Consider the following 15,153-nt stretch of genomic DNA (forward strand, 5'->3'; position numbering starts at 1 on the left):
ATAAGTTATTCCGCAGTCCCGATAGCTATCGGGATCGCTAAGATTTTTTTTGAATCTCGCAAAGGCGCGAAGACGCTAAGATTTTTTTTTACCTCTCGCAGATTTGGCAGATTACGGGCATTATTATTATCATGATAAAAAAAAACAATCTGCTCAATCTGCCAAATCTGCGAGAGACAAATTTTCTTCTCCTTCTATTTTGGAATTTAAAAAATTGGAATTTACTGTTTATCCAATCCAAATTTTGCTTTTCACCAAAGTCATTGTTTGCCTTAAATGCTGATTACATGCAATCAGAATAATCAAAACTACCAAACCGTAACCTACAATCGTGTAAATTTCCATATCAGCCAAAAGAGTAGATTGTTTGGCAATACTTCCGAAAACCTTTTTCATGGCTAAAACATTTGCATTATCTGCTGAATATCCTTTGGAAATAAAGCTTTGTGTTGTACTTGCTATGGTTTGCTGCGCTTCGGGATTCTCGCCTGTTACGAATTGGCTTAGTTTCAAGAAATGTTTTTTATTTAGAAAAACCATTGCATTCTGCATGACGCAAAAACCAATTGTACTTCCCCAAAAACGTCCCGAAACTCCAACAATTCCCGAAGAAACCGCCATATTTGCCGGAACCGATGATGTGGTAAATAAGATGAGCGGAACAAATAAAAACCCCACACCGATTCCTTGCAAAATATAGGGAATGATAATATCGCTCAGCGCAACATCTGGTACAAAAAGAAACGTAAACCAGAAGTGGAAAATAGCAATGAGCGCAAAACCAATCATAAAAATAATTTTAGTCGAAACGGATTTCATCAAGAAAAAGGCAGCTAAAATTAGTCCGATTACATTTCCTAATCCGTTTATGTACTGTACGCCTGCCACACGCGATGGATCCCAATTCCAGATGGAAAACATCGCCGAATGACAAAGACTCAACGTCGCCCTGCTGATATAGAAAAGGAAAAACAATAAAAATCCTATTCGCAGATTGGCGTATTTTATAACTTCAAAATCAAAACTTGGTCTTTTCACCAAACGTTCTTTAAAAATGAACAATCCGCCTGTAATGAGCGAAATCATCAATATTAAAACCATTTCTGAAGACTGTAGCCAATATTTTTTCTCAGCATAAACAAAAAAGTAGGCACCGCAAAGAATAGAAATTAAAACCAAAAAATAACTCATCCAATCAATTTGATATAACGGGATTTTCTTTGTGATTCGGTGCCCTCTGAAAGTAACTAAGATTAAAAAGACGTTTAAAACCTGCAGTCCGCCCGAAACATACAACATGTATTTCCAGTCGTAATGGTCGAGAAACCACACGGCGATATTCATAATAAATGGCGTAGACAACAACAGCGCGCCGTAGTAAAATGAAAACCCAATAATAATGGCATTTTTAGAATTAAACTGCTCTATAAGCAATTGTCTGATCGTAATTACCGGAAGCGCCATCAGGATTCCTTCGGCAACTCTCATTAATAAAAAAACTGAAAAATTGGTAATGTAAGCCGATGAAACAATCGTAATTCCGATTAAGGAATAAACAACCATCAAGTAATTTTTTGCAGGAAAAAAACTCGAGAATCGCCCTTCGATTAAAATCGTTGCCAGCAGCGTTCCATACGTAACGCACATTGCGAACTGCAAATCTTCGGGCTCGATATCCAAAAAACTTGCCGCATACGTTACGTTTGAGGAATAAACGCCCAATAAAATCATGGAATGCAGCAAACAAACGAACAAAATAACAATGATCGCCCATTTTGGAACCCAGGATTTAAATATACTTTTATCTTCCATTTTATTTGTGTGCAGCAACAACCGTAATGTTCATTCCTGCTCTTAAAAAATCGGTTTGTTTGTCTTGTTCTTTTAACTGAATTCTAACTGGAATTCTTTGTTCTATTTTCACAAAGTTTCCTGTCGCATTGTCTGGAGGAAGCAACGAGAATCTCGCACCACTTGCAGGCGATAACGAAGCAATTACTCCCACAAAAACTTTATCATCTATAGCATCAGCTTTAATTTCAACTTCTTGGCCTACCGTTAAATATTGCAATTGCGTTTCTTTAAAATTGGCCGTAATCCATTTTTCTTTGCTCACGATTGAAAGCAATGACTGGCCTTCTTTTACCATTTGTCCTGGTTGTAAAGTTCTTTTTCCAACCCATCCGTCATAAGGCGCTGTAATGATTGCATACGAAAGAAATAATGCTGCATTATCGGCAACAGCTTGTTTCGAAGCAATATTCGTTTGCGTTGTCGGAACATTTGCTTCGGCAACAGAAGTGCTCAAAGAAGCCGAATGAATTCTGTTTTTCATTTCTGAAAAATGTGCTTGTGCCGATTCGTAATCTGCTTTAACTTTTTCTAATTGTTGAGAAGTTGCCGCTTCTTCGCTTACCAAAGCTTTATATCTTTCGTATTCTAATTTTGTTTTCCAAAGATTCGACTTTGCAGCTTCTAATTGCGATTCGTTGATTGCAGTTGCACTTGCCGTATTAATGACATTTTTCTGCGCCACAACACTATTTTGCTTTGCGTTTTGAACATCTGCCAAAGCCACATTCAATTTCGATTTATATTCTCTATTGTCAATTACCACCAAAGTATCGCCTTTGTGCACAAATTGATTTTCATCAAAACGAACTTCTTGCACATAACCCGTAATTCTCGACATAATTGGCGTAACGTATTGCTCAACTTGAGCATCATTGGTTTCTTCGTGATTTCGGTTAAACACATAAAACCAAATTCCTAAAATAACTCCACTTACAACCAGCGTGCAAGCAATAACTGTTATTAGTATATGAAACGTTCTATTTCTTTTAGTTTCATTTTTTATCTTAACCATATCTTTCTATTCTCTAAATTCTATTTTCTTGTCTCTTGCTTCTTTCTTCTAACTTTTAACTTCCAGCATTAGGCATTATCCCAGCCGTGTGCATCATTTCGTAATGTTTCAAAACAGCATCCAAACGGGTAGAAATTTTGTTGTATTTCGCCTGAAGCAAAGCATTATCAGCATCAACCATTTCGGTAATTAAAACCAATTGGTTTAAGTATTTCAGCTTTACAATTCGGTAGTTTTCTTCAGCTAAATCCAAAGCTTTGTCAACAACAACAAACTTTTCAAGGATTTCCTGATATTGTGTATGTTCTTTGTAAAGCTGATCCTGAATTTCATCTTTTATAATTTCAGTCTGCATTTGCTGCAAATCAATTTTTGTATTCGCTTTCGCAACTTTCGTTTTGTTTTTATACAAAGCCGAAATATCAAAACGCGCCTCGATTCCTACCTGACCCAAAGTGTACAAATACGGATTTGGCGGAAAAAATTTGTAGTTTGGATAATAAAAACCATAGTTCCCAAAGAAATTTACACTTGGTAGATAATTACCTTTCACCAATTGCAATTCGGTTTTACTGATGTTTAATTCCTGACTAGCAATTCGCATTTCTTCGTTTTGCAACGCTTTATTCAAATAAAAATCATACGGATCCAAATTTTCCTTTTCATCCAAATTCGACGTTGTATCAATTGCAATTTCCTCGTTTTCTGGAATCTGAATTAAAGTTTTCAGATCGTGAAGCGCTATTTTAATGTTTTTGGAATTTGTAAGCGCATTCAGCTCACGGTCCGAAAGCTGTAATTCGGCACGGATAACCTCATTTTTCGTAACAGTTCCGTGTTTTTGAAGCGATTGCACTTCTTTCAATCGGTTTTTTTCTTCTTTGATGTTTTCTTCAAATATTTTTTGAAGTTCCATCATTTTATAAATCGCCAGATAATTTGTTACCACTTCCAGTTCAATATCATTTTCTGTTTTTTCCGATTTAATTTTGGCAATTTCGTTTTCCTGATTCGCGATTTTAATCGCGTTGTTAATCTTGTTTCCAGCGTAAATTGGCATTTTAAAAGTCGAATTGACTTCGTAGATTTCAGGAATTGCTTTTGTAACTTCTTTTCCGTTCAAGAAACCATTTCCTTTAAATTCGGTAATGTTGGTAATTCTTGAGTACATGCCATTTAATTCTACATCTGGCAATCTAAGTTCTTTTCTTTCTTTGATGTTTTGCTCAGCGAGTGTAATCTCCATTTGAGATTTAAGTACTTTTTTGTTGCTTTCCTTCGCCAGTTTCATCGCTTCTTGTAAAGAAACCGAACGAATCTCTTGCGCTTGTAAACTACTGAATGTCAACACAAACAATAACATCCACAAGCTTCTGGGGAAACAATCTTCTTTTAAATTTGTAAGGAACATGAATACATAAATATTTTATGGTGCAAAGTTCCTTCATTTTTTTCTTGGCAGATGATTCTAAAAAGCCAACAACATATTCATTTCGGACAAATGTTAAAATTCCATTTTCCGAAAACGTTATATTAAAATATTGAAAAACAAATAATTACAAGCCAAGGTTGTTTCATGTAGATTTAAAAAGGATTTAAGCAGATGAGCATAGATTATTTTTTCCCCTCTCGCAGATTTGGCAGATTGTGCAGATTTTATTCTAACACATTAATTATCTGCTTGATCTGCTAAATCTGCGAGAGAAAAATAAATCATTTTCTTTCTAAGATCTCCTCACCATTTAAGTAATCGGAAGGTCTTTGTCCTAAAATCTTGAAAAATGTGTTGCTAAAAGTCGGAACACTATTATAGCCAACTTCTAAAGCTACCTCTTTTACCGAAAGCTTTCTTTCTAACAAAAGTTCGATCGCTTTGAGAATTCTTCGAATAGTATAATATTGAATGAAAGACATTTTAAGATCTTTTTGAAACAAGCGATACAAAGAGCGTTCGCTGAAACCAAATTCATGTGCAACATCGGCAAACAGAATTGTTTCGCCAAGATTATTCTCCACATAACGCAGAATTTTTCCAAGTCGTTTGTCTTTTGGCTGTGGCAACTCTAAAGGGAGATTGTTAGTACAAATTTGAGGCAGAATCGCTTTTATGGCTTTTGCAATTGTAAAACTCGGAGAGCCTTTTTTTAAATCACCGTTCCATTGATTCGTAAACATCATCATTTGGAGCAGCAAATTATTAACCGGATAAATGCCTTCTCTTTTATAGAATTGATCTTCATCTTTTTCAACCGGAAAATATAAATTTCGCATCATCACATGTTCCGACTTTGGTTCAATGCTGTGTTCCAATCCAGCCGGAATCCAGATAAAATGTCTTGCAGGCAAAAAATAAGATTTTGTCTCAGTGGTCACAAAAACCACATCGCCTTCGGCATATAACATTTGCGCTTTATCGTGTTTATGCCACGGAACAAACAATTCGCCCATTATATCATGATGGCAGTAAATGCTTTTTTTATCGGCATCTACTTTCTTGATGTAATATTTGTCTACTTTGAATGTTGATTGTTCCATAATATAAAGATAGGAAGAAATTTAACCGCAAAGCACGCAAGGCTTTTTTCTACGATTACACATATAAACGCAAAGTTCGCAAAGCTATATGAATAAACCTTTGCGAACTTTGCGCAAATCTTAGCTCCCGATAGCTATCGGGATTGCCGTTAAAATTATAAAAACAAAAAAAGCCTTTCCGTTAAGAAAGGCTTTTAACAACTTGGTCTCGTTCTTGAAAACGAGAGGACTCGAACCCGTCTCGTCCCTAGACGAGATGCCAGACATGTATTCTAACCAACTTTATCTTTCTTATTTATATTCTTTAATTAAAGTCTCTATTGATTTTCTATTTAACTTTTTCAATCTCAATTCTTCAATCAAAGCTTCTTTTTTAGTTTCGAATGATTTCGAATAAACCAACTCCCATGGTCCTTTATTTGAAGTATACCTGCTTCTATTCTCATTATGATATAATAATCTTTGAGCAACATCTTCACTAAATCCTTTGTAATAAAGATCAAAAGTTTTAGAATAAATTATATAAACGTAAAACATAAATCAAAATTTAATGTAAAAAAAATGCCTATCATAATGATAGGCATTTTTAACAACTTAGGCGGTCTGGACGGGACTCGAACCCGCGACCCCATGCGTGACAGGCATGTATTCTAACCAACTGAACTACCAAACCCTGCGTTATTGCGAGTGCAAAAATACAACAGATTTTCGTTTCTGCAAGCGTTTTTGCGAATAAAAATTGAGAAATTTTTAATTGGTTAAATTCCAACATTTTAAAAATTGTCAACAAAATCAAAAAAGAAGAAGTTTCTTTCTTTTTAACCACAAAGCACGCTAAAATTTTGCACAAAGGTTCGCGAAGCTTAATTAAACGTGGGATAGTTGGTGTGTCGTGTGGAAACCTTGTTAAATGTTCTTTACACAGAAAAAATCCATCATATTGGCAAACATAGCCCGTGGTTTCAACCACGGGTACACAATCATAATCACAATCCGTTTCCCGTGGTTGAAACCACGGGCTACGTTTTAATATTATAAATAGGAAATCTTTGTAGAGCTACTTGCAAAGATTGCTTCGCCAGTTCGCTTTCGCTCGTGGCTTCGTTCCTCAGAAAGACAAACTATGGGTTAAAATAAGAATTAAGCAAAAAAAAACGCAAAACTTAATCAATTCTAAGCTTTGCGAACTTTGCATTCTTTAAAAAAAATCTTTGTGAACTTTGCGTAAATCTTAGTGCTCTTTGCGGTTAAAAACAAAAAACCAAAACAGTCTTAAATCAAAAAAGCCATCCACAAAAGTGGAAAGCTTTTCATTGGTCTAACTACTAAACCAGCTACGAGTTACAAAGTCGTAGCAAAACAACACAACTAATCTTAGATACCGTTTTTGGGCAAAAAAGCCTTTCCATGAAGGAAAGGCTTCTCCCAATATTGCGGTCTGGACGGGACTCGAACCCGCGACCCCATGCGTGACAGGCATGTATTCTAACCAACTGAACTACCAAACCTCTGCGTTATTGCGGTTGCAAAGATATAACAGAATTTTGTTTCTGCAAGTGTTTTTATAAAAAAAATGAAATTATTTTTTAAAATATCACCCAAAGTTTTGTTTTTCAACCAAATATGTAGTCAATATTTTTTCAAAATTATCGCCCACATTTACCGGAACGTACTTAATTTGGTTCTTCGCACAGGTTAAAGCTAAGTTTTTGAAGTATGCTTCTACCCTTTTTTCATAGGCATCTTTCACATTATCAGCAAAAATAGAAACCTCTTCTCCCGATTCTAAGTCGATGAATTTTCTTGGTGAATTGTCAAAATCAAATTTCAATTCGGTCTCATTATCAACCACATGAAACAAAACCACTTTGTGTTTATTATGTTTTAAATGTTGCAAAGCGTTGAATAATTTCTCATCATCTTGTGTTTGAAACATATCGGTAAACAAAATAATCATCGAACGACGGTGCATTTTTTCAGCAATCTGATGCAGATAAGTAATCGTATCGGTCGTTTTTTTGACTTTTGGCTGGACTAATAATTCTTCCAGTTTGTTCAAAAGCATTCGGTGATGACGATCGCTTCCTTTTTCGGGCGCGTAATATTCGTATTTATCTGAGAAAACGCTCAAACCAACGGCATCGCGCTGTTTCTTTAAGATATTCATCAAAACTGCTGAAGCTAAAACGGCAAATCCAATCTTCTTTTCATAAAAAGGTTGATTCGATTTTAATTCCGGATAATGCATTGACGACGAATTATCGACAATCAAATGACAACGCAAATTAGTCTCTTCCTCAAAACGTTTTGTGTACAAACGATCGGTTTTAGCGAATAATTTCCAGTCGATATGTTTGGTGCTTTCGCCTGCGTTATACACTTTATGCTCTGCAAATTCGGCCGAAAATCCATGAAACGGACTCTTGTGCATTCCCGATATAAAACCTTCCACAACCTGATTTGCCAGCATTTCGAGATGCTGAAAACTGGAGACTTTCTCTATTTCCGATTCAATTTTCATTCGGTTTCTTTTTTAATATTTTGTGCTTTATAAAGCAAATCTGTCGACATCAATAATTTACGCTTCAAGATCGGACTAAAATTAGGGTTTTCTTTTAAGAATCGCTCTACTTCATCAAAAGCATATTTCGACGAATATCTTCCAACTGTATTATCGAGCCAGTCTTTCGGAAAGAAAATATCTCCCGTGCGCTGGATTTCTTCTACCAAATCTAATGAAAATCTAATATATTTTTGTGCACTTTCCTGACGAAGCGGGTGATTTACATTCGCCAATCCCACAGAAACCCATGCTTCTTTTTCACGATTGGCATCGTCTTTTAACGATTCTATAAAGGCAGATCGAACGGATTCGTCTTTTGACAAGGACGGAAGCAAAAATTCAAATCGTTTCTTTTTATCAGGATTTGCGATTGTCGTCCTTGTTTTCTCTAAAATTTCTTCGGCTTTTTCATGTTTGAAAATCGCCAGACTCATTGCCATATTTGTAAAATCGTCTTCATTCAATTTCAAATTGGGAATCACGATTTCCTTATTCCAAATTTGATATAATTTGGCTTTCGTCGAATCTGAATACGCAATCGAACTAAATAATCCGAATAATTTTTTTTTGATATTAGCAGATAAATTAGCTTGCAAACGACTGTACAAAACATCTTCAAGTTGCTTTTGAACTTTGCTTTGCTGTTTTTCTGTGAAAAATCTCCAATAAATAGTATTCAAATTATTAGAAACTATTCGTAAAACCAATTCATTTTCTTCCGTTTGGATTCCTTTAAAAAAACAATCAAAAGCTTTTTCCGGAGAAACGTTTCCAATTAAAGTATTTTCGTAAAGATTACTATAAGAAGAAGCTCGTGGCATTTCGTATTTCAATTCAGAAATATAATCCAAATTATTCCCATTAATTGGAAAAACACCATATCCAAAACCATCATAATTATAAACAATTGCGATTGGTTTTTTAAAACCAATTGGCTGTAATATTGAAGTCTTTTTATCTTCGATATTAATCGTAAAAAACTCTACAAATTTTGGATAAACAAATCCTATTTGTATTCTCTGAGGCCAAACATTATTGGATTTATCTTCTGCTTTTTGAAAAATCTCAAACTTTTTGATTTTGTTTTGCGTATCATATTCAATTTTATCGGAGAAAATAGCTCTACCCGATTTGTTTACCCAAACCTCGCTCCATTTTTTCATATCCAAAGGCGTTTCGGCATCCAGAATTTCTACAAGATTATTCCAATCGGCATTGTCATTGGCGTATTTCTGAATGTATTTTTGGATTCCTTTTTGGAAAGCATCTTTTCCCATTGAAACTTCTAATTGGCGCATCATAATTGGCGCTTTGTTGTAAATCATAGCTCCATAAAGGGATCCGGCATCTTTTAAATTTGCCAAATGCTGTCTTATCGGATGTGTTCCCAATGATCGGTCTTCCGCGTAAGCGCTGGCATAATGCGTGCTAAAAAACTGTAGATTGTGATTGATTTTAGGGAAAATCGGATTCATGATTTTGTCTGCCATAAAGTTGGCAAAAACCTCTTTCATCCAGACATCATTAAACCATTTCATCGTAACCAAATCGCCAAACCACATGTGTGAGGTTTCATGCGCGATTAATTTTGCTCGGTTTAATTTTTCGCTGTCGGTTGCGCTGTTATCCAAAAACAAAGTTGATTCTCTATACTGAATTGCGCCAACATGCTCCATTCCGCCATATTGAAAAACCGGAATTGAGGCAAAATCCAACTTCTGAAAAGGAAATTTATAATTGGTATATTTTTCTAAAAAGTCTAGCGATTGTTGATGCAGATTGAAAATTGTATCGGTACTGACTTTTATCTTTTCAGGATTATTTTCGCGGTATAAAAATGTCATTTCCAAACCTGGTTTTTGTGTCACGCTTTTGAATTTTCCAGCAACGAAAGAAAACAAATAAGTGCTCATTTTGTCCGATTCTCCGAAAGCGTACGAAGTAAAATCACCTTTTTCGACTTTCTCTTTTACATCGGCTCCAGCCAAAACCGACCAATCTTTTGGAACAGAAAGACTCAGTTTATAAGTCGCTTTTAAATCGGGCTGATCAAAACACGGAAATAAAGTACTTGCGCGATCCGGAACTAATAAGGTATAAAGAAAATCGTCGTTTCTATTCAACGATAAATTTCCAGCGATGAAGGAAATTGAAATAGCATTTTTTCCGGAAATTAAATTTTCAACAGGAATAACAATATGTCCATTTTCATGAATAATTGATATGTTTTTCCCATTTGCCGAAACTGATTTTACGTTTTGAGTTTTCTCTTTAAAATCCAAAACAAGCGGTTTGTCTAAGTCTGATAAATTCAGATTTACCGTTAAACTCGAATTAATATCTTCGTTTTTCTGATTCGGGATTTCAAAAGACAATTCGTATTGAACATCAGAAATCTGTTTTTTACGAAATTGAGCCAATTGCTCAGAAACGCCATTTTCTACAATAAAATTTTCATTTTGTTTTGATTGAGAAAAGCCAATCGTCGTCATTATAAAAAAGGCAAAAAAGCCGTGAAGAATTTTCATTTTTTAAGGAATATAAGATTCGTTAAAAATAAAAAATTCCGCCACGAATTCACGAATTATTCTTTTGCATAAATTTTAAATAATTAAGGTAACCGCAAATTGCACAAATTTTCGCAAATTTTACTTTGCACAAACTCATAAAAAAATAGAGTCTCAAAATTATTTCATTAAGACATCTAGTGTAAAAATATAACAGTCCTAATTTGTGCAATTTGTGCAATTTGTGGCAAAAAAAGAACTACTGCTGGAAACAAATAAAAAAGGCTTGACTTTCGTCAAACCTCTTTTATATAAATCATAATCTTACGATTACAACAAAGCGTCTAAACTATCTGCGTAGGCTTGTTTCGGAGCTACTCCTACTTGTTTTCCTACTACTTCACCATTTTGAAATACCAAAACGGTTGGTATGTTACGCACACCATATTTTGCAGCGAATTCTTGGTTAGCATCTACATCTACTTTACCAACAACTACTTTACCAGCATATTCTTCGCTTAATTGGTCAATGATTGGACCAACCATTCTACAAGGACCACACCATGCTGCCCAAAAATCTACCATTACTGGTTTATCTGACTTTAAAACTACTTCGTCAAAAGTAGCATCTGTTATTGCTAATGCCATAATAATTTATCTTTAAATGTTATTTCAGCTTTAGTCTCGAGAGACTCGTTTTTTGTTATTTCCTAAACTGAGGTACAAAGTTAAAAATTAAAAACTAATCAAACACCATTCGCAAATTAGTTTTGATTATAAAAGTATTGTAAATAATTATATCATAAATTCAGGTTTGATATCGCAAATTCATCATAGCAGCAATTTGAAAATCAATTTATTAAATATGATTCTTTTTTGTAGTATCTTTAATCAAACATTAAAATTTTCCAAATGAAAGAAACTTTACATCGCATAAAAGTCTTTTTCCAATCGGCTGGTTTTAAAAAATACGCCAAACGTTTTGGGTTTTTAATTTTAGGGTTAATAGCACTCTTGCTGATTGCTTGCGGAGGTTTGTCGATCTATTTCAATCGAAATAAAGCCGAAATAATAGCCAAAGTAAACACCAAAATCAATAACAATATCAATGGTAAATTTCATATTGGCGATTTTCAGTATAAATTTTTAACTGGCTTTCCCAATTTCACTTTGGCCCTAAAAGATGTAGAGATTAAAGACAATCAATGGGAAAAACACAAACATACTTTATTGAAAGCGCAGGAAATAGAAGTGCGCTTAAATATCATCAGTTTGCTTCAAAAGGAAATCAATATCCACAAAGTTCTAATCAACGATGCACAAATCTATATCTACAAAGCGGCTGATGGGTATTCGAACTCCAATATTTTTAAGCCAAAAAAGAAAAAAACACCTGAAAACAAAGAGAAGCCCGAAACCACAATTGACCAGATTGATCTTAACAATGTTCGATTTACGATTAATAATCAAGTTGGACATAAATTATTTGATTTTGCGGTTGCCAGCCTAAAATCAAAAGTAGATTATGACGACGATAATTGGCAAACGGATCTTTTTCTAGATACCCAAATCAACAGTTTGGCTTTTAATACCGTTCACGGAAGTTTTGCCAAACAAAAAAGACTCAAAGGAACATTGAAAGTTGCTTATTCTTCTGAAAAGCAAAAAATTGATGTTAAGACCGATGGCTTGAAAATTGGAACTGACTCTTTTGATATTGTTGCTTTTTTCAATATTGCCAAAAACAATTCTCTGTTCGGAATTAATATCGGAACAACAATTTTATGGCAAAATGCATCTAATTTACTGTCTGGAAATATCAGCTCGAAATTAAACCGATTCAATATAAAAAAACCAATCGACGTGAATTGCGACATTAAAGGCGACTTGAACGCTGCAGGCGATCCTAGAATTGTGGTTCAAGCCATTATTAAAGACAATGAATTAAGCATTCCAGACGGACAACTTAATGATTGCAACTTCAAAGGAATTTTCACTAATAATTTCAAACCAAAAGAAGGTTTTACCGATGCCAATTCGGCTGTAATTTTGACTCGCTTTTCAGCAACTTATCAAAATATTCCGTTGAAGATTCCGCAATTGTCGATCAATAATCTCGAGAAACCAATTGCAACAGGAACTGTAAGTTCTGATTTTGACGTCGATAAGCTCAACGAAATCAGCAACGAGAAATGGATTCAGTTTACAGAAGGACACGCAACAGCCAACTTGAATTTTCAGTTTGACATTGTTGATTTGTACATTAATAAACCTAAGTTTTTGGGAAATGTAAACATCACGAATACATCATTTCATTTTATCCCGAAGAATGTTCATGCCGAAAAAGTCAGCGTACAGCTGGAGTTTACTCAACAAGCGCTCTTGATCAAAAAAATTGCCTACAAGCATAAAAAAAACACCATTTTCATGGAAGGAAAAATCGACAACTTCCTCAACTTATATTATGATGCACCTGAAAGCATGGTTGTAAACTGGAAAATTTATTGTCCAAATTTAGACATTAAACAATTTTTGGGCGCTATAGCCACTTCCCAAAAAAGGAAATCGAATATGAAAAACAGAAAACCTACTATTTCGAGTCATTTGCGAGATGTAATTGAGAAATGTTCCGTCGTAATTGGTATTAAAGCAGACAAAATGAATTACAATAAATTGACTGCGACCAATACAACGGCAACAGTTCAGATGCTGAATTCAAAACTTGTTATTAAAAACGGTTTTCTCCAGACTTCAGGAGGTAATATCGCTTTTAATGCAGAAATCTCGCCAAGCGGAAAAAATTTCGCTTTTGGTTCAACCGCACAAGTAAACCGAGTTGATATTGCAAGTTTTTTACGATCGTTCAACAACTTCGGAATCAAATCATTTACACCAAACAACATTCATGGAAAATTAACCAGCAATGCCAATGTTACGGGTTTAATGAACCGCAATGGCGAATTAATCACCAATTCTACTCACGGCAGTCTGAATTTCACCGTCACTCAAGGCGCTTTGGTCAACTTTGAACCCATTATGAAAGTGGGAAAATATGCTTTTCCGTTTCGCGACGTCAAGAATATTACCTTCAGTGATTTGTCTGGTGATTTCAAACTACGCGGCGAAATGGTCGATGTCAATAAATTGACGATAAGTTCGAGTGTTTTAAATCTTGATGCAAAAGGCGTTTATTCCTTTGGTCGAGGCACTAATTTAGCCCTGACAATCCCACTTCGAAATTCTAAAGACGACGCCAAACTCGCTACCAAGGCAGAACGTGATGCTGTACGTGAAAAAGGGATTATTCTTCGTTTGGTTGCTTATGATGATAATGGAAAGATGAAGATTAAACGGGGGAAGAAGGAGAAGTAGTCTTTTTATTTGAAGCTGTTTCCTGCTGTCCACTATATCTTTTGTGCCGAACCCCGGCACAAAAGGATGCCGTTCCCATTAGGGCTAGGGCACTCGGTTTCAAAAGAAATATCATTTTTTATAACTCTAAGTTAGAAAGCAAATACCATTATCGTGTCGACAACCAAATTTGATTTGTCTCTCACAAAGTTTTTTCTAACTTTAATCCCTAACTTCTTAAAGCAAGCAATACAATGACAGAATTAGAAATGTTTTTAAGTTCTGAACAGCCAACCACCTGCCCTACATGCGGAAACAGAACAGAAATACTTGAAGAATTTGAATTCTCTCAAAAACATAAATGTCTTAACACAGAATGCAGTTTTAAATTTATTTTAGAATTTGACAACAACAATAATAATACATGAAAGAAGGACAAAAACTTTGGACTAGAAATGAACTAATTCTTACCATTAATTTGTATTACAAATTACCATTTGGTAGATTACATCGTTTAAATCCTGAAGTAATCCATCTCGCTAATCTTATTGGAAGAACACCAGACGCAGTTGCCTACAAACTTGTAAATTTTGCAAGTCTTGATCCAAGCTTGAAAGAAAGAGGAATTAAAGGCGCATCAAATACAAGTAAATTAGATGTCGAAATATGGAACGAGTTTTTTAATAATTTGAATATTTTAGCTTTTGAAAGTGAGACTTTACTATCAAATTTTGAAAATACACCTATTGAACAATTAAATCATATTCCAGAATTTGAATTATTAAAGGAAGGAAAAACTAGAGAACAGCTTATAAAAGCCAGAGTTAATCAATCTTTTTTCAGAAGCTCAATATTAGCATCATATAACAATACTTGTTGTATCACTGGGATTCAACAGCCAGAACTTTTAATTGCTAGTCATATAAAACCTTGGAGTGTTGATAAAAAAAACAGATTAAATCCTCAAAATGGACTTGCAATTAACGCACTTCACGATAAAGCTTTTGAAAATGGTTTATTAACTATTACGACTGAATTTAAAATCAAAATTTCTCCAACATTATTCAAGCAAAAGAAATCACAATCTGTTGACGATTATTTCTTGAAGCTAGAAAATCAAAATATAATTTTACCATCAAGATTTCTACCAGATCCTGAATTTCTTAAATATCATAATGAAACTCGTTTTAAGCATTGATTTTTAAGAAGCTATTTTAAGATAAACAATAAAAATCAAACATAATTTTAGACAAACAAATGCCATAATAACATAACTTTACCCCAACAACCTATAACCAATTAAATACCACTAATTATTAAATTTCAACCCT

Annotated in this window: 11 protein-coding genes and 2 tRNA genes; 3 read left to right on the forward strand and 10 right to left on the reverse strand. The window is 34.5% G+C overall.

The window, feature by feature from the left end:
* Window positions 1-228 precede the first annotated feature (228 nt).
* The 10 genes from H600_RS0100860 to trxA form a co-directional block, all read right to left on the reverse strand.
* The gene (locus H600_RS0100860; RefSeq protein WP_026727015.1) at window positions 229-1,812 is read right to left on the reverse strand and encodes an MFS transporter; all 1,584 of its coding nucleotides are present in this window, start codon (window positions 1,810-1,812) and stop codon (window positions 229-231) included.
* A 1-nt stretch (window position 1,813) separates the two neighbouring features.
* A complete protein-coding gene (locus H600_RS0100865) occupies window positions 1,814-2,866 on the reverse strand; it encodes an HlyD family secretion protein (protein ID WP_026727016.1) in 1,053 nt (350 codons plus the stop codon).
* Between the two features lie 55 nt (window positions 2,867-2,921).
* Window positions 2,922-4,277, reverse strand: coding sequence for a TolC family protein (locus H600_RS0100870; protein ID WP_035108227.1), 1,356 nt, complete (start codon window positions 4,275-4,277; stop codon window positions 2,922-2,924).
* Between the two features lie 302 nt (window positions 4,278-4,579).
* Window positions 4,580-5,401: a helix-turn-helix transcriptional regulator gene (locus tag H600_RS0100875; protein ID WP_026727018.1), complete on the reverse strand. Its 822-nt coding sequence runs from the start codon at window positions 5,399-5,401 to the stop codon at window positions 4,580-4,582.
* Window positions 5,402-5,692: 291 nt separating this feature from the next.
* On the reverse strand, window positions 5,693-5,938 hold the full coding sequence (locus tag H600_RS0100880) for a GIY-YIG nuclease family protein (protein WP_026727019.1): 246 nt from the start codon (window positions 5,936-5,938) through the stop codon (window positions 5,693-5,695).
* A 62-nt stretch (window positions 5,939-6,000) separates the two neighbouring features.
* A tRNA-Asp gene (locus H600_RS0100885) sits at window positions 6,001-6,074 on the reverse strand.
* A 761-nt stretch (window positions 6,075-6,835) separates the two neighbouring features.
* A tRNA-Asp gene (locus H600_RS0100890) sits at window positions 6,836-6,909 on the reverse strand.
* An 86-nt stretch (window positions 6,910-6,995) separates the two neighbouring features.
* Window positions 6,996-7,922 (reverse strand): DUF58 domain-containing protein, encoded by a 927-nt coding sequence (locus H600_RS0100900; protein WP_026727020.1) that lies wholly within the window; start codon window positions 7,920-7,922, stop codon window positions 6,996-6,998.
* Window positions 7,919-10,492 carry a M1 family aminopeptidase gene (locus H600_RS0100905; RefSeq protein ID WP_026727021.1) on the reverse strand — a complete coding sequence of 858 codons (2,574 nt, stop codon included), beginning with the start codon at window positions 10,490-10,492 and terminating at the stop codon, window positions 7,919-7,921. Before H600_RS0100905 ends, H600_RS0100900 begins: the two co-directional genes overlap by 4 nt.
* Before the next feature lie 309 nt (window positions 10,493-10,801).
* The gene (trxA, locus tag H600_RS0100910) at window positions 10,802-11,119 is read right to left on the reverse strand and encodes a thioredoxin (protein WP_008466289.1); all 318 of its coding nucleotides are present in this window, start codon (window positions 11,117-11,119) and stop codon (window positions 10,802-10,804) included.
* Window positions 11,120-11,383: 264 nt separating this feature from the next.
* Between trxA and H600_RS0100915 the strand changes: the two genes are divergently transcribed.
* The 3 genes from H600_RS0100915 (at window position 11,384) to H600_RS0100925 (ending at window position 15,020) form a co-directional block, all read left to right on the forward strand.
* Window positions 11,384-13,843 (forward strand): AsmA family protein, encoded by a 2,460-nt coding sequence (locus H600_RS0100915; protein WP_026727022.1) that lies wholly within the window; start codon window positions 11,384-11,386, stop codon window positions 13,841-13,843.
* 233 nt (window positions 13,844-14,076) lie between these two features.
* Entirely contained in the window at window positions 14,077-14,250 is a 174-nt protein-coding gene (locus H600_RS23085; RefSeq protein ID WP_209320110.1) for a hypothetical protein, read from the forward strand.
* On the forward strand, window positions 14,247-15,020 hold the full coding sequence (locus H600_RS0100925; protein WP_026727023.1) for an HNH endonuclease: 774 nt from the start codon (window positions 14,247-14,249) through the stop codon (window positions 15,018-15,020). The genes H600_RS23085 and H600_RS0100925 overlap by 4 nt, the downstream gene beginning before the upstream one ends.
* Window positions 15,021-15,153: the final 133 nt, after the last annotated feature.

Source organism: Flavobacterium denitrificans DSM 15936, from assembly GCF_000425445.1.
In the GTDB taxonomy this organism is placed as follows: domain Bacteria; phylum Bacteroidota; class Bacteroidia; order Flavobacteriales; family Flavobacteriaceae; genus Flavobacterium; species Flavobacterium denitrificans.

What these genes read in the sequence shown, in the direction of transcription:
- H600_RS0100865 (WP_026727016.1), bottom strand. Translation starts at nt 2,866, where the DNA reads ATGGTTAAGATAAAAAATGAAACTAAAAGAAATAGAACGTTTCATATA.
- H600_RS0100905 (WP_026727021.1), bottom strand. Translation starts at nt 10,492, where the DNA reads ATGAAAATTCTTCACGGCTTTTTTGCCTTTTTTATAATGACGACGATT.
- H600_RS0100875 (WP_026727018.1), bottom strand. Translation starts at nt 5,401, where the DNA reads ATGGAACAATCAACATTCAAAGTAGACAAATATTACATCAAGAAAGTA.
- H600_RS0100925 (WP_026727023.1), top strand. Translation starts at nt 14,247, where the DNA reads ATGAAAGAAGGACAAAAACTTTGGACTAGAAATGAACTAATTCTTACC.
- H600_RS23085 (WP_209320110.1), top strand. Translation starts at nt 14,077, where the DNA reads ATGACAGAATTAGAAATGTTTTTAAGTTCTGAACAGCCAACCACCTGC.
- trxA (WP_008466289.1), bottom strand. Translation starts at nt 11,119, where the DNA reads ATGGCATTAGCAATAACAGATGCTACTTTTGACGAAGTAGTTTTAAAG.
- H600_RS0100915 (WP_026727022.1), top strand. Translation starts at nt 11,384, where the DNA reads ATGAAAGAAACTTTACATCGCATAAAAGTCTTTTTCCAATCGGCTGGT.
- H600_RS0100860 (WP_026727015.1), bottom strand. Translation starts at nt 1,812, where the DNA reads ATGGAAGATAAAAGTATATTTAAATCCTGGGTTCCAAAATGGGCGATC.
- H600_RS0100880 (WP_026727019.1), bottom strand. Translation starts at nt 5,938, where the DNA reads ATGTTTTACGTTTATATAATTTATTCTAAAACTTTTGATCTTTATTAC.
- H600_RS0100870 (WP_035108227.1), bottom strand. Translation starts at nt 4,277, where the DNA reads ATGTTCCTTACAAATTTAAAAGAAGATTGTTTCCCCAGAAGCTTGTGG.
- H600_RS0100900 (WP_026727020.1), bottom strand. Translation starts at nt 7,922, where the DNA reads ATGAAAATTGAATCGGAAATAGAGAAAGTCTCCAGTTTTCAGCATCTC.